Origin of the sequence: Clostridium sp. DL-VIII, from assembly GCF_000230835.1 — a bacterium.
Lineage (GTDB): Bacteria > Bacillota > Clostridia > Clostridiales > Clostridiaceae > Clostridium.
Window position 1 is genome coordinate 4,620,453 of record NZ_CM001240.1, and the last position, 18,535, is coordinate 4,638,987.

Here is an 18,535-nt window from a genome sequence, read left to right on the forward strand (position 1 = left end):
ATATAATTTTCTAAAATATTACGATAATTCAAACGCTCCAGTATATAATTGATAATACTTACCCTTTTGTTCAATTAAATCATCATGATTTCCTCTTTCAATAATTTGTCCTTGGTCTAAAACCATAATTACATCAGAATTTTTAATTGTAGAAAGTCTATGGGCAATTACAAAAACTGTTCTTCCTTTCATTAGCTTATCCATGCCATCTTGAACAATCTTTTCTGTCCTTGTATCAATACTAGATGTTGCTTCATCAAGTATCAAAACTGGAGGATCAGCTATTGCAGCTCTTGCAATTGTTAGTAGCTGTCTTTGTCCTTGCGAAAGACTGCCTCCATCGCCAGTAAGAACTGTATCATACCCCTTTGGAAGATGTTTTATAAATTGATCTGCATTGGCAAGCTTTGCTGCTGTGCGGACTTCTTCATCTGTAGCACCTAATTTACCATACCTTATGTTATCAGCAACTGTTCCTGTAAAGAGATGTGCATCTTGAAGTACTATTCCAAGAGAACTTCTTAAATCATCTTTTTTGATTTTATTAATATTTATTCCATCATATCTAATCTTTCCATCTTGGATATCATAGAAACGGTTAATTAAATTTGTGATTGTAGTCTTTCCTGCACCTGTAGCTCCTACGAATGCTATCTTTTGCCCAGGCTTTGCATAAAGTTTTATATTATGAAGTATGATTTTTTCATCATTATAACCAAAATCCACATCATCAAATACTACTTCACCATTAAGTTTTGTATAAGTTGTTGTCCCATCTTCGTGAGGATGCTTCCATGCCCAAATTCCAGTACGTTTTTTAGATTCAATTAATTTTCCATTTTCATCTTCATTTGCGTTAACTAAAGTTACATATCCTTCATCCATTTCCTTTTTTTCATCAAGAAGTGTGAAAATACGTTCTGCTCCAGCTAAGGCCATTATAACGAAATTAAATTGTTGCGACATTTGATTTACTGTTTGGCTGAAGGTTCTTGTTAATTGTAAGAACGTTGCAAGAGCTCCTAAAGTAAATCCTCCAAAACCATTTATCGCAAAAATCGAACCAACAATAGCAACAGAAACATAATTTATATATCCTATGTTACCCATGATAGGCATTAGAACATTTGCATATTTATTTGCATTATTTGCACTATTACAAAGCATATCATTTAATTTATCAAAATTAATTTTTGCTTCCTCTTCATGACAAAAGACTTTTACAACTTTTTGCCCTTCCATCATTTCTTCTATATAACCATTAATTGCACCTAAATCTTTTTGTTGAAGTCCAAAGTATTTTCCACTTTTAGCACCAATAAATTTAGTTACTTTAAGCATCAATAATATAATTAACGCTTCAACTACTATTAATGGCAGACTTAGACGCATCATAGCAATAAGTACACCAATAACTGTAATAATTGCTGATAATAGTTGCGGTATACCTTGACTTATCATTTGTCTTAATGCATCAGTATCATTTGTATAAAGGCTCATTATATCTCCATGAGCATGTGTATCAAAAAATTTAACTGGCAATGTCTCCATGTGCGAAAACATATTATCTCTTATTTTTTTAAGAGATCCTTGAGAAATATAAATCATCATACGGCTAAATGCATACGTTGCAATAACACCAACATAATAAACCAATGCCATCATAGTTATCATTTGTAGTAAGGGCCCAAAATTCGGAGAAGTTTTACCTAATAATGGTGTTATATAATCATCTATTAAGCTTTTTATAAATGATGTACCATACACATTTGCTAGAGAACTTATGATTATGGTTATTATTACCATGCTAAATAAAATTTTATATTCTTTTAATATATAAACCATTAATCTTTTTAATGTCTTTAATGAGTTTTTACTCATTTTAACATGTCCACGTCCACCACGTCCGCCTGGGCCACGTATTGCTCTTGGTTTAGCATTATTTTCACTCATTATCATCAGCTCCTTTCACTTGAGATTCATATACTTCACGATATATGTCATTGCTTCTTAATAATTCATCATGAGTTCCAAAACCATCTATTTTTCCATCATTTAATACTATTATTCTATCTGCATCTTCTACTGACGAAATACGTTGTGCAATTATAATCTTTGTAGTATCTGGTATTGTTTCTTTAAATGCCTTTCTAATTAAAGCATCAGTTTTTGTATCTACAGCACTTGTTGAATCATCTAATATCAATATTTTAGGTTTCTTAAGAAGGGCTCTTGCAATACATAATCTTTGTTTTTGTCCTCCAGATACATTACTTCCGCCTTGTTCAATATAAGTATCATATTTATCAGGGAAATTTTCTATAAATTCTTCTGCCTGAGCTTGTCTACAAGCTTCAATTATTTCCTCATCAGTTGCATCCTTTTTTCCCCATCTTAAATTTTCTTTTATTGTTCCGGAAAATAATACATTTTTTTGTAATACCATAGAGACTTCATCTCTAAGTGTCTCTATATCATAATTTTTAACGTCAACTCCACCAACTTCAATAGTCCCGCCCATTGTATCATATAATCTTGGAATAAGTTGAACTAATGTAGATTTAGAGCTGCCGGTTCCACCTATAATACCAATAGTTTCACCTGAATTAATCGTAATATTTATGTTTTCCAATACACATTTATCTTTATCATTACTATAAGAGAAACTAACATCATTAAAGGAAATAGCTCCATCTTTAACTTCATAAATTGGATTCTCTGGATTTGATAAATCACTCTTTTCATCCAATACTTCTATAATTCTTTCTGCTGATGATTTTGACATAATTACCATTACAAACACAAAAGACATCATCATAAGACTGATCATTATATTGGTTGTATAAGCAAACATGCTCATTAGTTCACCTGTTGTCATACTTCCGCCAACAATCATCCTTGCTCCAAGCCAGGATAAAAGCAAAATACAAGTATAAACTGCAAATTGCATAGCTGGTCCATTAATTATTATTAATTTTTCAGCTCTTATAAAATATTTATACAAGGTTTCAGAAGCCTTATAGAATTTATTTGTTTCATGTTCTTCTCTTACATAAGCCTTTACAGTTCTTATAGCTGTTAAATTTTCTTGTACACTAGCATTTAAATTATCATATTTTTTAAAAACTTCTTGGAAATATGGATGTGCCTTTGTCATTATAAAGTACAATGCAAACCCTAGAAAAATTATTGCTCCCAAAAATACTAAGGCTAATTTTGCATTAATATAAAAACTCATAGCCATTGCAAAAACAAGCATAAAAGGTGCTCTAACGAACATTCTTATCATCATTTGAAAAGCATTTTGTACATTCGTTACATCTGTTGTTAATCTAGTTATAAGTCCAGCTGTAGAATACTTATCTATATTTGAAAAAGAATATTCCTGAATGTTATAATACATTGCTCTTCTTAAATTTCTAGCAAAACCCGTAGATGCACTTGCTGCGTATTTTCCTGATAAGGAACCACAGGCAAGAGAGATAAATGATACACAAATCATTATTACTCCATAAGTGTATACATATTTCAAATTTCCTTTGTTTACTCCATTATCAATGATTCCTGCCATTAATAATGGAATAATTGTTTCCATTACTGCTTCTAATCCAACATATAACGGAGTTATAATTGTGTCTTTTTTAAATTCAGCTATATAGCCTGCTAATCTTTTTATCATGACCTTCCTCCCTTTGTTAGGTTTCTAACTAATAGTTTCTCAAAAAAAAATTGCAGTTAATCAGCAATTTTTTCAGATAATCTATCAATTAAAGAAATTAATATATTCATTTCTGCCTCACTTAATTCATCTCTTAATGATTTCTCAAATTTAAGGATAAAATCATATATATTACTTTGAGCTTCTAAGCCTTTTTCTGTAAGTATTATCTTCTTAAGCCTTGCATCTTCAGAAACACTTACTCTGTCAACAAATCCATTTTTCTCCATAAGCTGAAGTACACTAGTTACAGAAGAACGCCTAATATCAAGTTCTTCCTCAATATCCTTTTGAAATATATCTCTTTCTTTGGATTTAAAATAAATAAAACCAAGAATTCTTCCCTGAACACCCGTTATCCCATATTGTGATGCCTCTTTGTCTATTTTTCTATGAATTCTCTTAGCTAGTATATTTATCTTTTTTCCTATATGTACCTCTTTATCCATACTCATACTCCTATCATTTTGTTAGGCTTCTAACATTATTTAATTATAATTGTTACTAAAACCTTTGTCAATATAGTTATTATCAACCTTTTACATGTAAACGAATCACACATTGTATTTATTCAGTCAAATAAAATTTCAACATTAAAAGACTTATAAAATCGTTAATACTTGTATATAGATATATTAGGGGGGATTTAACCATGAACAAAAAAATAAGAAAAATGATTACATGTACACTCATAATCAGTGCCTTATGTACTATTTCGCCTGTAACCAATCTACTTACGACAAAAGCATATGCATCATCTACACATGATACTAAATTGAAAGACATTGATTTAAATCATGGTCATATTGACTTTTTATCAAATGATGATACTTATTTAAATGATCTTTATTTAAGTGATGGATATATGTCTTTTAATAAAGATAATACTTCTTACTATGTAACTGCTTTCTCATCAGTTGATAACACAAAAATTAGAACTAAGCTAAAAGATGAAGCAAATCTTTCTAATACATCAAATAAGATAAATCAATGGGTATCTTTAGATGGACATATGCAGTATATTGATGCTTCAGGAAATCCATTAAAAAATACTTGGTTTTGGGATAGTAATATTAAAAAATATCATTTTTTAAATGGTAATGGATACATGCATACAGGCTGGCTTTCTTATAATTCGCATTGGTACTATTTGGATGAAAATGGTATCATGTTAACAGGCTGGCAATATTTAAACGACAACTGGTATTACTTAAATTATGGAGGCGAGATGTTGACCGGCTGGTTTAAGGATAATAATGGGCGCTGGTACTTTTTCGATAATAATGGAACTATGTTAACTGGCTGGATAATTAATAATGGCAAATACTATCATTTAAGTAATAGTGGCGCCATGGATTATAATCAAATTATTGATGGATTCAGATTAGGTTCTGATGGTGCTTGGATTGGACGATAAAATAAATTTCCCATAAATTTATTTTCTTCAGTTTTAAAAGGATCTCATTAAAACAGCAATTAGGAGGTACATACATTTTTTGCGCCTTATAATATTCACTGAAATAAGCATTAAATGTATTAACCTCCAGTTAATCTTATTTGATTATTAAATGTACATTTCTATTTCAACATATCACTAAATTCTATTCAGTTACAACTACATCAAAGGAAGTTTTTGTTCCGTTAACATCTATTGTAATAGTAACTTTTCCTGGCTTATGTGCTACAATTTTTGGATTAATATTTCTATAGAATCCATCCTCTAGACCCAGATCAATTCCCGGATATACAGTTTTTTCATCGCTACTGCTGCATATTGCTATTAGATTAGGAAATGATGTACTTTTATAATCTGTGCTTTCTATCTTAATTGCTCCTAAATATATAGACTGATTAGTTTTGCAGTATAATGTCTTACCTTCAACTGTTGCTTTTTGCTTTGCATTATCTAACTTATCTCCGCTTTCATTTTGAATTAACTTTCCTTTGAAGGTTTGTTCTTCTGAATTTACATAAGCTAAATTCATCATTTTACTATCATCTAAATTAACTTTATAATTATCTGTAGTGGACTTAGTTGTAAGTGCGCCTTCTGCCCATAATTCATCACTTTCATTAGTTATACCTTTTATAAATTCGCCATCATTTCCCAAAAGATACTTCGAGCCATCTTGTCCAACATATTCACCTCTTTGAAGTGCCCCATCATCATTAAATACATATATATCTCCATCTATATTCCATCCACCGCTTGCAAAAATAACATCAGAAACTTTGAAATACGTATTTCCATTTTCATTAAACCAACTGAAATTTGAAGTTGACATCATCTTTTCTTCTGAAGGTTGCTTTGTATCAATACTATTTGACTCAATTTTTGCTGGAAGACTATTATTCAGCCATCTTCCATTATTATCAAATTCATATATTTTATCTTTTATTGTCAATTTACCAGTAGCCATTACTCCGTTATCCTGTAAGTAATACCACCATGCTCCATCTTTAATCCATCCCTTTTCCATGTATCCATTAGTTCCAAAATAATACCACAATCCATCTATTTTTTTCCAACCTGTACAATAAGAATTTCCTTCTGTATACCACCATCCAGAGCTATCTTCTTTCCATTCTGCTGAAACTCCTATAGGCATTAGTGTAATTGTTGATATTAAAATAAGAAGACTGCAAATTAATTTTTTAATCATATTTTTATTACCGCCTTTTCATAACTCTCCATTTATTACAAGTTATTTTATATATAAAAATAATTCCGTATCTATATAATTATTCAATTATATAATAATAATACCATTTAATTTTCTTTTTGTATGTAATTGTTTAGGTACAATTTAATAAGATTTTAGCAAAAAAATTGAAAACTACTTGCACACGTTCTCCATTAACATTATTTTATTTTTTGCCATATTTTTCATCCTATTTTTGAAAATTTAATATTTTTATTACGTAAAGGTTAACTTTATATAAAAACCCCCAATTCAAGTTTTATTATATTTTTACTTTTTTTAACTTTTATATAAAATTTTGTCTTGCAATACTTTGAAAAATTATCGTATATTATAAATGGATCAAATTTTTTGGTATATTTTTCAATTATTTATACTGAAAATACTATAAAACTTCAGGGGGAGTCATTATGAAATGGTTTAACAACTTAAATATGTCAAAAAAACTAATACCAGCATTTATTACTATAGCTTTATTTATAGCTTTGGTTGGAACCGTCGGAATAAAAAACATGCAAACTCTAAGTAAAAATGCAAAAAATATGTACGAACAAAATCTTACTTCTATTCAGAAATTAAATAAAGTCAAACAGGATACTTTAGAAATAAAATATGATCTATCAGAAATATCAAACCTTGAGAACAAAGATAATCAAAATCCTAACTTAGAAAAAGAGATTTTTACTTATGCAGCTGAAACAGACGCTATTCTTGGTGATTATGAAAAAAACTTTTTAACTGAAGATGAAAAAGATTCCTTCCAAAAATTAAAAAATGATTTGAATGAGTTTAGAAACATCTACGCTAATGTAATAAAGCTCGCAGATGTAAAGGATTTCGAATCGTCCAAAACTAAACTTTCAGAAATTACCATAGTTCAAACTGATTTATTTAAAGACTTTGATGATTTAATTAGAGCTAATAATGATAAAGCATTTAATGCATATTCTCAAAGTGAAAGCACATTCAATTCCTCGTTATTCTTCTCAATATCTATAATAGTTTTAGGTTTAGTATTGGCTATAGCAACTGGATTACTTATAGCAACAAGCATAAGCAAGCAGTTGCGAAAACTCCTAAATCTTGCGGAAGCAATTGGCGAAGGTGATTTCACTCAAAAAATAGAATTAAATAATAATGATGAAATCGGTAGAGTTTCTCAAGCATTAAATAAAGCCGTTGAAAATATACAGGAACTTATAATAAAAATAGCTAGTAGCGCTGAAATGATGGATCTATCCAGTGGAGATTTATCTACTACTACTGAAGAAATCTCATCAATGATGCATTCTTCAAGTGAAGCTACAGAAACAATTGCTCAAGGAGCTCAAGATTTAAGTGCTACTACTGAGAAGTTACATGCTTCAATGGATGAAATAGCTATAAATACATCTAACTTAGCTGATAAAGCAGAAGAATCAAGGATTTCCGGTGGTGAAATAAATAAGAGAGCTATTGAAATAAAGGGAAAAGCTACTGAGAACATAAAACAAAATAATAAGATATATGAAGAGAAAAGGCTCAATATTATAAAAGCAATTGAAGATGGTAAGGTCGTTGAGGAAGTTAAGCTGATGGCAGAATCTATTGGAAGTATAGCAGAACAAACTAATCTCCTTGCTCTAAACGCTGCCATAGAAGCCGCAAGAGCTGGAGAACACGGAAAAGGCTTTGCAGTAGTAGCTGAAGAGGTTAGAACCTTAGCTGAGCAATCATCTGAAGCAGTAATACAAATTCAAAATATGGTAACTCAAGTACGAAACGCTTTCGATGCATTATCTTCAAGTGGTCAAGATATTCTTGATTATATGGCAAATAACGTAAAGTCAAGCTATACTTTACTTTTAAATACAGGTATACAATATGAAAAAGATGCAAACTTTGTCAGCAGTATGGCTACTAATATAGCCACAGCTGCGAAACAGATGAGTGAAACAATAACTCAAGTAAATCAAGTATTTGAGGGTATTTCCGAACTTGCAGAAGAATCAGCTGCTAGTTCAGAAGAAGTATTAGCCAGTATAAATGAAGTTACTAAAGCTTCAGCTCAAGCCGCTGACTCTACTCAAACTCAAGCGGAGCTTGCTCAAGGATTAACCCTACTGGTAAGAAATTTTAAAATCGACATTGAATTTTAAATAAAAAATTAGAGATTGATGCAAGAATATTAATATTTTTGCATCAATCTCTTTTTATATTAATAATATTATAATACTTTTCTATTTCCATCTTTATCAAAAACTTTTCGCAAATGAATTTCAGTATAAAATATAGACCCTAAAACAAGTATTACAGTCACTATTCCTGATATTTTTCTGCTTATACTTGGATAATCTTTATAAAAAAATGTGATTGTTAAGGACAGCAATAAACATATGATACCACTTACTATCATCATCATAGCACTAAACTCATTACCTTCCTTCCAAGTTTCCTTATTCTTCATAGAAAAAAAAGTTCTATAGCCAAAAATTCCATTTACTTCTTCTGGTGCCCAAAGTTTAAGTGCTACCCCACATATTATAAATATAATACTTGGTAATGCGTTCCGTATTAATCCCATAAGTTTTGCCTCCAAATTACATCTTAGTCATTGTTACTTCTAACCATATTTCCCTTATACCAAAATCATAACCCACTTATTTTTAGAACTAATAATTTTATAAATAATATAAGCACATAGCTATTATAACACAACTTGTAATTTTTTCTATACTAAAAATATAGAATATATTCTCATCTTTTTATTGGAAAATATAATTCTGCTGTATCATCCGTAATAAGTCCAAATTCAAATCCATGAGCTTTATAATATTCTATTATCTGTGGAAGCGCTTTGCAGGTATTCTTATTCATATCAGTGCAGTGTAAAAGTAACATTACCCTATCCTTTTTATCGCTGCCCTTTATAGCTCTTGAATACAATTTATATGGTGAAGTTCTTGGGTTTAATCCATCACAATTATCTATGTTCCAATCATAAATTCTAAAATTATTATCATGTAATTTTTTTAAATAACTTTTGCTTAAATGTTTATAGCTGCCACCTGGAAATCTGATTATATTTGGTTCTACTCCAACAACCTTCTTTATTTCGGCACGACACTCAATCATCTCCTGTATGAATTTATCTTCATTACAATAAATTCTTTTAAAATTATGTGTATATGTATGAAGTCCTATGCTATTTCCCTCTTCATAAATCCTTTTTACTATGTCCTCTCTACCTTCAATTTGATTTCCAATAAGAAAGAATGTTGCTTTAACTTCATTTGCTTTCAATATATCTAAAACATTATTTGTAACTTTATAACTAGGTCCATCATCAAACGTTAAGTAAATGATCTTTTTCTTATGTTTAGAAATCTTTCCATTTTCCGCTTTACTTTCAGTATTTACACTTAAGGAATCAGCTGCTGTAACAGCTCTAACAGTTTCCTGAAACATAGAAATAATAAGAAATGCACTAAAAACAAAAGTTAAAATATATCTTAATTTATTTTTCATCTTATCTCCTCCAATGCAACCTTCTTTATTTTTCATTAGATTATTTTTCTTTTTTATTATTTGCTATTTTCAGGCCTTTATTTATGGTAATTTCAGATTTATAATAGTGTTAAACATTTTTATAATAAATAATAAACTTATTTTACATTTTGGTTATTTACTCTATATTTAATTTAATTTTATAAGCTATATTATTAGAAAAATAGGAGTGATAAATTTTGCAGACTATAATTGAATTAATTAATAATTATGGATATATAATTTTGTTTTTTGCTTTAGCTCTTGAATTGATTTTACTTCCATTACCTGGTGAGCTAATGATGACTTATTGTGGTTTTCTTATTTATAAAGGTAACATGGACTTACTTCCAAGCATACTAACAGCCACTGCTGGTGTGACACTTGGAATAACAATATCCTATATAACTGGTAGTACATTAGGCGAGCGTTTTTTTCAAAAATATGGCTCACATTTTCACCTTGGACCTAATCGTTTAAAAAAGGTTTCATCATGGTTTGATACATATGGTACTAAATTAATTTTCTTAGCTTATTATATCCCAGGAATCAGGCACCTTACTGGTTATTTTTCAGGCATAACGAAACTTTCTTATAAAAAATTTGCTTTAAATGCATATTTAGGTGCCCTTGTATGGACTTCCACTTTTATCTTATTGGGTAATTTTCTTGGATTAAATTGGTATAAGTTTCATTACTATTCAAAAGAACTTACAATTGTAATAATTTCACTTGCCGCTTCAATTTTATTAATTCTCTATATCTACAAGAAATCGCAAATTTCTGTACTAAAATCGCCTTATAAAACTATGAACTTGCTTAATTCAATTGGAAAGATAAAACTTGCACTCTTTTCAATTGTGGCTATGCTTTTAGGTTTCTTTGCTTTTTATAACTTTACTTAAAGATACTTTTTATGTAACTCCATTTACTTTCATACACTTCAAATCACAAAAAGTGTTGTATCAATTAAACTGATATAACACTTTTTTAATATAAACTACATTATTAAATATTTTCGTTTTCTATTTTTAATTATAAAATTTGTTCTGTTCTCTCAATAATATCATCTTGTGTCTGCTTAGATAATACATTAAAGAAGGCACTATAACCTGCAACTCTGACAATTAAATCTCTATGTTTTTCTGGATTCTTTTGTGCATCAATTAAGGTATCTCTAGAAACTACATTATACTGAACATGAAAACCTTCTAATCGATTGAAGAACGCTCTAATTAATAAAATTAATTTCATTCTATCTTCTTCCTTGGATAACATTTGAGGTGTAACTTTCTGATTTAATAATACACCTCCAGTAATATCATGTGTCGGCAATTTTGAAACTGATTTGAATACTGCTGTAGGTCCATTTTTATCCATCGCGTGAGATGGTGAACATCCTTCCGCTAAAGGTTCTCCTGCTTTTCTTCCATCTGGAGTTGCTAAGGTTCCACCCCCTTGCGGTACATTAGCAGATATTGATGATGTTCCCGCATAATAGCCTCCTCCAATTGGACCCCTTCCATACCTAGTATTTTTATATTTCTTTATTTCATCAATATAAATTTCATAGGCATCTCTTAATAATAAGTCTACATAATCATCATCATTTCCATACTTAGGTGCATTATTAATTAAAATTTCCTGAATCCTTCTACCTTCCTCTCCCTCATAATTATTACTTAGTGCATCCCATAATTGTGCTGGAGTAAAACTCTTATCCTCAAATACACATTTTTTAATAGCTGCAAGAGAATCTCCAAGGTTCGCAATACCTACCTGTAAATCACTGATAAAATCATATACTGCTCCGCCTTCTTTTAGATTTAGTCCTCTTTCAATGCAATCATCTGTTAACGCAGAGCATAACACATCTGCTGTAACCTCTTCTATAGCCATATCTGCACAGCTGTCTATTATTACACTATGCCTTGTGAATTCACGAATAATTTTATTCCAAGCTTTCATAACCTCATCAAAAGATGTCATATTCTTAAAGTGACCTATGCCCTCACAAAGCTTTGTCCCTGATTCAGGATCTATTCCATTATTTAATGCAATTAATAATGATTTAGGAAAATTTAAGAAACTCATTCCAGTACATCTATAGCCCCATTTTCCTGGAACTGCAACTTCAACACATCCAATTGCACTATAATTGTAGGCATCTTCCTCTGCTACTCCCTTTTCTATAAAAGAAGGAATAATAACCTCGTCACTATTAAAAGCTGGCATCCCAAATCCTAATCTCACAACTTCAATACATTCTTTCATAAAATCATCAGACAATCCCTTGTGGTAACGCACTGTTAAGTTAGGTTGTGGCAATTTTGCCTGAGCAACACTTTTTAGAATTAAATAACTTAATGGATTAACTGCATCTTTCTTATCAGAGGTTTGTCCACCAACTGTAACATTTTGATATAATGGACTCCCTGCACTAAATCTTGTATGTGACCAGCTTCTTATTTTATTTATTGTAAATGTCTTAAGCCATAAGTTTGTCAATAATTCATTAGCACTGTATTCAGTAATAATTTTATTTTTTAAGTCATTTTCATAATAAGGATTTAAGTATTGATCCATTCTTCCGTATGAAAGTGAATGCCCATTTGACTCAATTTGTAAAACCAAATGAATCATCCAAAGTGATTGTATTGCCTCATGAAAGGTATCTGCTGGATAATACGGAACCTTATTTAGTATTCTAGACATTTCCAATAATTCTGTTTTTCTAGTATCATTATTTTCCGTTTTTGACATTTCCAAAGCTAAATCTGCATAACGCTTTGCAAAAGCTGCTACTGCATCAATTACAATTAAAATTGCTCTATAAAAATAAGATTTATTTAAGTTTCTATAATCCGTAAGGTCTAATTCTTTTAACTTTCTTTCTGCTCTCTCTTTGTAATTTACTAATCCAAGCTTTAATACTTTATCATAATTAACTGCGATATGAGCATCTCCTGAAGTAATATTTCCCTCTGCTTTTATAATTCCAAGGTCATAAAAAATTCTGCTTTCAGCAGGCATTCCTGCAAGCCCTCTATCTTTTAATGTTTTATGTTGCCAAAATGGTGCAATTACTTTTAAAACCTTTTTAGCATCTTCCGTAATATAGAATATATCCCCATCACGTTTTTCAAATTCATCTAATTCATCAATAACCCAATCCATAGCATATTCAGGAAAAATAGGCGCCGAGCGGTTAGATGAAGCTTGATTACCTGCAATTACTGTATCATCTTCAATGAATATAGTCATATTTTTTAATATATTTTCTAAGCACAATGCTCTACGCAGCACCATTGGTTTATCACCATGTTCTTTGTAACTTTCTGTGGTAAACTTAGCCCTTTCTACACACACCATAGGCTTTGCATTTAATAATTCCTCACGGAAATTATGCATTCTTATTGTTAATTCTCCAAAATGATTCATAAACATTCCCCTTTCATTGAATAACTTAATACTCAAACACCTAGTGCTCATATTTTTATTTCATTTGAAATAATTTTGTTTTCACATGCACTTCAATTATATACTATAGTTACATTTTGTCAATAAATATATTTCATTTGAAACTTATATATTTTCCTTTTGAAATTCACATATATAATCATATTTCTTAAAAATAAAAGATATAACTGTTATGTTGATATTAATACATAGCATTGCGTACTTTAAGGGAGTATAAATCAAATTGATTTTTATTATGATTGTTATTCAAAAACATAATCTAATTAAAGCAAATATAATCAGCTATATTTATATGTGTAAATAGAAAAAATTCAATATATGTTTATTTGCAGGATTTATAAATCATTAAATATCTCCTCCTTCAACATACATTGAATTTCTTTTTTAATATGTACACTAAAATTCATTTATTGTATTATTCTATACTTACCATTTGGACCTGTACTTTTTCTTTCCTTAAACTTTCCAAAACATCTTCTGGAATATTAGTATCAGTTAGGACATAATCTACTTCATCTGTTCTAAACTGAGATACTACTCCTCGTTCGGAAAACTTTGAAGATACTGTTAATATTACAATTTTATCAGCACTTTCAGCCATAGCTTTTACAGTTTCTGTACGCATTAAATTTTTTCCTGTAAACCCTATTTTAGAATTATAGCCATCGGTTCCAACAAATAATTTATCTACAAAAAAATCTTTTACTGATTTTCTAGTAAGAGGTCCCACCACAACCTGAGATTCTGGTTGATAATCTCCTCCCAATAATACTACTTTTGCATTTCCTTCTCTAATATATGAGGCTATAAAAGTAGAATTAGTAATAATGGTTATATCTTTTTTATTATATGCAAGTTCTTCTGCAAGTAAGGCACACGATGAACCAGATTCAATCATAATTGTTTCCCCATCGCTTACAAGTTCACTTGCTAAATGTGCTATTTTCCTTTTTATATCATAATTAAAAGCTAGTCTGCTGTTTATATCATCACTTGAGGTCATGACAGCATATCCGTGCTCACGTTTTAGCAATCCTTTTTCTTCTAATGCTCCAAGATCTTTTCTTATCGTAACTTGAGACACCTTTAAAAGTTCTGCTAACTTACTGACTTCTATACGTTTATTTTCATTCACAATTTCAAGAAGCTTTGTGTATCTATTTATCATAGCAACCTCCTATCTATTAAATCTAATGGAATTATAACACAAACTATTTACAAAATAAACTAATCATATTTCGAATAAAAGTAGCCTTATTCTATTAATGTTTATCTAATCATCTAAATGGCTTTATTATAGCAATTATGATTTGTTCGAAATAAAATCTTATTTCAAACGTAACTTTATCTTTACACTTAAAATTTTTCGTGTTAACATTAATTCATAAAATGTATTAATAAATGGAGATGATTAATATGAAGGATTTAAAAGCTTGCATTTTTAACATTCAGAAGTATAGTATACATGACGGCCCTGGAATTAGAACCGTAGTATTTTTTAAAGGCTGCCCATTAAGGTGTTCATGGTGCTCAAATCCAGAATCTCAAGATTCTAAAATACAAATTATCTGGGATAAAAGCAAGTGTATAAAATGTCTTCATTGCATAGATATTTGTCCTCAAAAAATTATCTCTTTATCTGATAATAATATAGAAGTTCGTTCGAAGAAATGTGATGATTGTTTAAAATGTGTAAATTCTTGCCATAATAAAGCTCTTTCAGTAGAAGGTGAACTCCTAACTCTTGACCAAATTATGAAAGAAGTTATGAAAGACGAGGTATTTTATGAAGAATCCAATGGTGGTGTTACATTGTCTGGCGGTGAAGTATTTATGCAGCATGAAGTTGCATCTAAGCTTTTAAAACTTTTAAAAGAGAAAAATATACACACAGCAATTGAAACCACTGGATATATTTCAAACAAAGTATTCTCGCAATTTATAAACAATGTTGATTTATTGTTATTTGACGTAAAGCATTATGACAGAGATAAACATTTTAAAGCTACAAATGTTTACAATGATATAATCATAGAAAATTTAAAGTATGCAATAAAAAGTAGGAAAGATGTTATCATACGTATTCCTGTTATTCCAAATATAAATTATAGTTTAGAAGATGCTGAAGGATTTTGTAAACTACTTAAATCTATTAACGCTGAAAAAATAAACCTGCTTCCGTTTCATCAATTTGGCCAAAAAAAATACACACTTTTAAATAAGCCTTATGCTTTCAGTAATATAAAGCAGCTTCATGAAGAAGATTTATTTGAATATAAAAATATATTCATTGAAAATGGATTTGTACTAATATAAAATCCAATCTTCAATAAGCCCTTGATATTTATAAAAATTTTGTATCCTTCGGTTTTTAGTCTTTAACTATATTATAAAATATTTTTATCCTTTAATATATTCTTGGCTATCTGTTCTGCCAATACACCAGTTGCATTATCCTTTCCTTCAATATTAACAGCAAAAAAGAAAACATCATTATCTCTTTCAACATAACCAATAAACCACCCATTTATGCTTTTATTTCCATCCGTACCCGAACCTGTCTTACCTGAAAGCACTATTCCATTTTGCTCCGAAATCTTTAAAACTTTCTTAACAATATCTATATTTTTCCGTGAAAATGGTAATTTATAATCATACATATTTCTCAAAAGTTCAACTTGCTTCCTTGGTGAAATCTTCAAAGAAGACTGCAGCCAAAATTTTGTTAGGCCACCAGATATATCTTTATTTCCATAATCAATTTTAGAAAGATATTCCTGCATCCTTTCTTCTCCAACTTTTGATGCTACTTCTTGAAAATACCACACAACAGAATTAGCAACTGCACTTGATAGAGTTTGATCTTTATTCCATTCCTCTATAGCATACTTTGTCCCATTCCATTTAAAAATAGTATTTTCGTCCTGCAAAACATTAGTATCAAGACCAATTAATGCATTAACAATCTTAAAGGTAGAACATGGTGATATTTCCTTTTCACTTTTTGCCTCATTGTAAATTAAATACTTATTTTGATTTTTATCATATAAAACAAAACATCCATCATATCCAGAGAAATATTTACTTAAATCTTCATTTAAAACTTTTTCACTATTTTCATCATTTTTCTCCACATATATCATAGATGAATTAGAACTATTTTTATTTGTATTACTCCAAACAATCCATAAAATTAATGGTAAAAAAATAATTCCTAAAAAAACTAACTTTTTAAACATTGTCTTCCCCTATTTCTTTCAAAATACTTCAAATTTATCTACTATAAATTAATCTCTTCCTCCTAAGACATAATATTTATAAAATCCTTTTCATTTTTTATAAACTCAAATTCTTCACATTTGGCCACAAAATTTTTGCATTCATTACTTATTTTAATCGCTTTATCCAAATATTCTATGCACTCATTTTTCAAGTTCAAGCTCGCATATATTCTGCTTTTAGTAAAATAAGCTAGACTTAAGTTTGATTTATCCTCACAACTTAATTTTACTGATTTATCACATAATTCTAATGCCTCGTGATACATTTTCTTTTTCAGAAAAATTATTGCTTTGTTTAAATACACTCTATGACTTTCCATTGATAACTCAATAACCTTATTGTAGCAGATTTCTGCTTCATCATATTGATGTAGTTCAGCTAATGCAAAACCTTTTCTAAAATATGCCTCTGCACAATTATTTTCTATTTCTATAGCTAAATTACAGCAATCTATTGCTTCCTCAAATCTTTTAGGATTAATTGAACTAAGTATTGATGCCTTTTCACAATAAAAATCTTCATTATCAGGTTGTAAATATATTAATCTATCTATACATTCTAATGCCTGTTCAAATTCTTTTAAAGTAATATGTCCAATCATCTTATTCCAATAAATCTTTGCTTTTGTATCATCTATTTTATTAATTTTGTCGTATATTCTTATAGCTTGTTGAACTTTTCCATCTGTTAATAATGCATTTGCTTTTGTTTCAAGAATACTTATTATTAATCTTTTAAAAATGTTCACAATTTGCTAACTCCTTTTATTTATATTAATTCTCCTATATATTGTATAAATACTCCGATTATGATATAATTCTAAAATTATTAGATTATAAAAATTCTTTAGTTTTAAGGAGGAAATTTTAATGAATACCGCTTCTGAGTTAAAAAAGCAAGCTAAAAATCAATTACGAAATAGATGGGGACTAGCTATTGGTGGGTTCTTTATTTCTATTATTTTCTTCCCAGCAATTTTAGCTGCAATTAATTTTTTTGCTGATACTAGCAGTTCTTTATTTATAAAAGCAATTGTTAATATAATTACACTATCTATTAATATTATCCTATTTATAGGAACCTTAAACCTTTCATTAAACTATGCAAAAATTGAAAATATACCTTTATTAGATGACATATTTTCAGGCTTTAGTGTTTTTTTTAAGGCATTAATAATTTATATTATAATAACCATATGTATAGCTATAGGTCTTATTTTATTAATAATACCAGGTATTATAATAGCATTAATATTTTCTCAGTCATTATACATTTTAATGGATGATAAGAGCAAATCAATTATTGACTGTTTAAAGGAAAGTGCAAATATGATGAAGGGGCATAAGTTGGAATTTTTTATGCTTTCAGTAAGTTTTCTTGGATGGATTGCATTAATTATACTGCCATTATTCATATTAATATTATTCCCATTACCAATTTACTTTCTTTTAGTGTATATTTTACTATTATTGATAGGATTATCATTATTTCTTCCATATCTAAATGTAACTTTTGCTATTTTTTATCTAAGTGTAAAAAGATATTACTATGACGCTAGAGAAAACTAAATATCTATTTTATATTTAAAGAGAAAAAGAATGGTTTACTAGAGTGTAATAAATTATTCTAAATACCGGTTAGTAATCATTTAATAATGGATAAATATTTTTTAATTATCTGATACTTATATATTGCAGTGGAATTATGACAGTATTGTAACACGCTTTAAGAATTCAATATTTTAGTGATCATGATATGACGTTAAGATAAAAGGCAATGAACAATTATTATTTAATGTTCATTGCCTTTTGTCTTAGCTATATCTTTA

The 18,535-nt window shown here is 29.2% G+C and carries 15 protein-coding genes; 5 read left to right on the forward strand and 10 right to left on the reverse strand.

Translation table 11 applies throughout. The features are described from left to right. Nucleotides 1-18: 18 nt before the first annotated feature. The 3 genes from CDLVIII_RS21315 to CDLVIII_RS21325 are packed head-to-tail and all read right to left on the reverse strand — an operon-like array spanning nucleotide 19 to nucleotide 4,167. On the reverse strand, nucleotides 19-1,953 hold the full coding sequence (locus tag CDLVIII_RS21315) for an ABC transporter ATP-binding protein (RefSeq protein WP_009171542.1): 1,935 nt from the start codon (nucleotides 1,951-1,953) through the stop codon (nucleotides 19-21). Continuing rightward, a complete protein-coding gene (locus tag CDLVIII_RS21320; protein ID WP_009171543.1) occupies nucleotides 1,946-3,679 on the reverse strand; it encodes an ABC transporter ATP-binding protein in 1,734 nt (577 codons plus the stop codon). Before CDLVIII_RS21320 ends, CDLVIII_RS21315 begins: the two co-directional genes overlap by 8 nt. A gap of 56 nt (nucleotides 3,680-3,735) precedes the next feature. Further along, nucleotides 3,736-4,167 carry a MarR family transcriptional regulator gene (locus tag CDLVIII_RS21325; protein ID WP_009171544.1) on the reverse strand — a complete coding sequence of 144 codons (432 nt, stop codon included), beginning with the start codon at nucleotides 4,165-4,167 and terminating at the stop codon, nucleotides 3,736-3,738. A 203-nt stretch (nucleotides 4,168-4,370) separates the two neighbouring features. On the opposite strand from CDLVIII_RS21325, the gene CDLVIII_RS29420 reads away from it, so the two are divergent. After that, nucleotides 4,371-5,135: an N-acetylmuramoyl-L-alanine amidase family protein gene (locus CDLVIII_RS29420; protein WP_009171545.1), complete on the forward strand. Its 765-nt coding sequence runs from the start codon at nucleotides 4,371-4,373 to the stop codon at nucleotides 5,133-5,135. A gap of 184 nt (nucleotides 5,136-5,319) precedes the next feature. Here CDLVIII_RS29420 and CDLVIII_RS21335 read toward each other — a convergent pair whose 3' ends face one another. Further along, nucleotides 5,320-6,381, reverse strand: a complete 1,062-nt coding sequence (locus CDLVIII_RS21335; RefSeq protein ID WP_009171546.1) for a cell wall-binding protein — start codon at nucleotides 6,379-6,381, stop codon at nucleotides 5,320-5,322. Nucleotides 6,382-6,830: 449 nt separating this feature from the next. Between CDLVIII_RS21335 and CDLVIII_RS21340 the strand changes: the two genes are divergently transcribed. Continuing rightward, entirely contained in the window at nucleotides 6,831-8,558 is a 1,728-nt protein-coding gene (locus tag CDLVIII_RS21340) for a methyl-accepting chemotaxis protein (protein ID WP_009171547.1), read from the forward strand. Between the two features lie 68 nt (nucleotides 8,559-8,626). On the opposite strand, the gene CDLVIII_RS21345 is transcribed toward CDLVIII_RS21340, so the two are convergent. Together CDLVIII_RS21345 and CDLVIII_RS21350 are read right to left on the reverse strand one after the other, a co-directional pair. Then, the gene (locus tag CDLVIII_RS21345; RefSeq protein WP_009171548.1) at nucleotides 8,627-8,983 is read right to left on the reverse strand and encodes an SdpI family protein; all 357 of its coding nucleotides are present in this window, start codon (nucleotides 8,981-8,983) and stop codon (nucleotides 8,627-8,629) included. A 173-nt stretch (nucleotides 8,984-9,156) separates the two neighbouring features. Further along, nucleotides 9,157-9,927, reverse strand: coding sequence for a polysaccharide deacetylase family protein (locus tag CDLVIII_RS21350; RefSeq protein ID WP_009171549.1), 771 nt, complete (start codon nucleotides 9,925-9,927; stop codon nucleotides 9,157-9,159). Nucleotides 9,928-10,145: 218 nt separating this feature from the next. Here CDLVIII_RS21350 and CDLVIII_RS21355 point away from each other — a divergent pair, with 218 nt between their 5' ends. Next, nucleotides 10,146-10,850: a DedA family protein gene (locus tag CDLVIII_RS21355; protein ID WP_009171550.1), complete on the forward strand. Its 705-nt coding sequence runs from the start codon at nucleotides 10,146-10,148 to the stop codon at nucleotides 10,848-10,850. A 130-nt stretch (nucleotides 10,851-10,980) separates the two neighbouring features. Here the strand turns inward: CDLVIII_RS21355 and CDLVIII_RS21360 are convergent, their stop codons facing one another. Continuing rightward, on the reverse strand, nucleotides 10,981-13,386 hold the full coding sequence (locus CDLVIII_RS21360; RefSeq protein ID WP_035301882.1) for a glycyl radical protein: 2,406 nt from the start codon (nucleotides 13,384-13,386) through the stop codon (nucleotides 10,981-10,983). A gap of 454 nt (nucleotides 13,387-13,840) precedes the next feature. Further along, the gene (locus tag CDLVIII_RS21365) at nucleotides 13,841-14,593 is read right to left on the reverse strand and encodes a DeoR/GlpR family DNA-binding transcription regulator (protein WP_009171552.1); all 753 of its coding nucleotides are present in this window, start codon (nucleotides 14,591-14,593) and stop codon (nucleotides 13,841-13,843) included. Between the two features lie 248 nt (nucleotides 14,594-14,841). On the opposite strand from CDLVIII_RS21365, the gene CDLVIII_RS21370 reads away from it, so the two are divergent. Further along, nucleotides 14,842-15,741, forward strand: coding sequence for a glycyl-radical enzyme activating protein (locus CDLVIII_RS21370; protein WP_009171553.1), 900 nt, complete (start codon nucleotides 14,842-14,844; stop codon nucleotides 15,739-15,741). A 71-nt stretch (nucleotides 15,742-15,812) separates the two neighbouring features. On the opposite strand, the gene blaOXA is transcribed toward CDLVIII_RS21370, so the two are convergent. Next, nucleotides 15,813-16,664, reverse strand: a complete 852-nt coding sequence (gene blaOXA / locus CDLVIII_RS21375; protein WP_009171554.1) for a class D beta-lactamase — start codon at nucleotides 16,662-16,664, stop codon at nucleotides 15,813-15,815. Between the two features lie 62 nt (nucleotides 16,665-16,726). Then, entirely contained in the window at nucleotides 16,727-17,455 is a 729-nt protein-coding gene (locus CDLVIII_RS21380) for a tetratricopeptide repeat protein (protein WP_009171555.1), read from the reverse strand. Nucleotides 17,456-17,576: 121 nt separating this feature from the next. Here CDLVIII_RS21380 and CDLVIII_RS21385 point away from each other — a divergent pair, with 121 nt between their 5' ends. Beyond that, the gene (locus CDLVIII_RS21385) at nucleotides 17,577-18,275 is read left to right on the forward strand and encodes a DUF975 family protein (RefSeq protein WP_009171556.1); all 699 of its coding nucleotides are present in this window, start codon (nucleotides 17,577-17,579) and stop codon (nucleotides 18,273-18,275) included. The last annotated feature ends 260 nt before the right edge of the window (nucleotides 18,276-18,535 follow it).

Coding starts and splice junctions, on each gene's coding strand:
- CDLVIII_RS21315 (WP_009171542.1), bottom strand. CDS start 1,953: ATGAGTGAAAATAATGCTAAACCAAGAGCAATACGTGGCCCAGGCGGA.
- CDLVIII_RS21370 (WP_009171553.1), top strand. CDS start 14,842: ATGAAGGATTTAAAAGCTTGCATTTTTAACATTCAGAAGTATAGTATA.
- blaOXA (WP_009171554.1), bottom strand. CDS start 16,664: ATGTTTAAAAAGTTAGTTTTTTTAGGAATTATTTTTTTACCATTAATT.
- CDLVIII_RS21340 (WP_009171547.1), top strand. CDS start 6,831: ATGAAATGGTTTAACAACTTAAATATGTCAAAAAAACTAATACCAGCA.
- CDLVIII_RS21335 (WP_009171546.1), bottom strand. CDS start 6,381: ATGATTAAAAAATTAATTTGCAGTCTTCTTATTTTAATATCAACAATT.
- CDLVIII_RS29420 (WP_009171545.1), top strand. CDS start 4,371: ATGAACAAAAAAATAAGAAAAATGATTACATGTACACTCATAATCAGT.
- CDLVIII_RS21345 (WP_009171548.1), bottom strand. CDS start 8,983: ATGGGATTAATACGGAACGCATTACCAAGTATTATATTTATAATATGT.
- CDLVIII_RS21320 (WP_009171543.1), bottom strand. CDS start 3,679: ATGATAAAAAGATTAGCAGGCTATATAGCTGAATTTAAAAAAGACACA.
- CDLVIII_RS21325 (WP_009171544.1), bottom strand. CDS start 4,167: ATGGATAAAGAGGTACATATAGGAAAAAAGATAAATATACTAGCTAAG.
- CDLVIII_RS21385 (WP_009171556.1), top strand. CDS start 17,577: ATGAATACCGCTTCTGAGTTAAAAAAGCAAGCTAAAAATCAATTACGA.
- CDLVIII_RS21350 (WP_009171549.1), bottom strand. CDS start 9,927: ATGAAAAATAAATTAAGATATATTTTAACTTTTGTTTTTAGTGCATTT.
- CDLVIII_RS21365 (WP_009171552.1), bottom strand. CDS start 14,593: ATGATAAATAGATACACAAAGCTTCTTGAAATTGTGAATGAAAATAAA.
- CDLVIII_RS21360 (WP_035301882.1), bottom strand. CDS start 13,386: ATGAATCATTTTGGAGAATTAACAATAAGAATGCATAATTTCCGTGAG.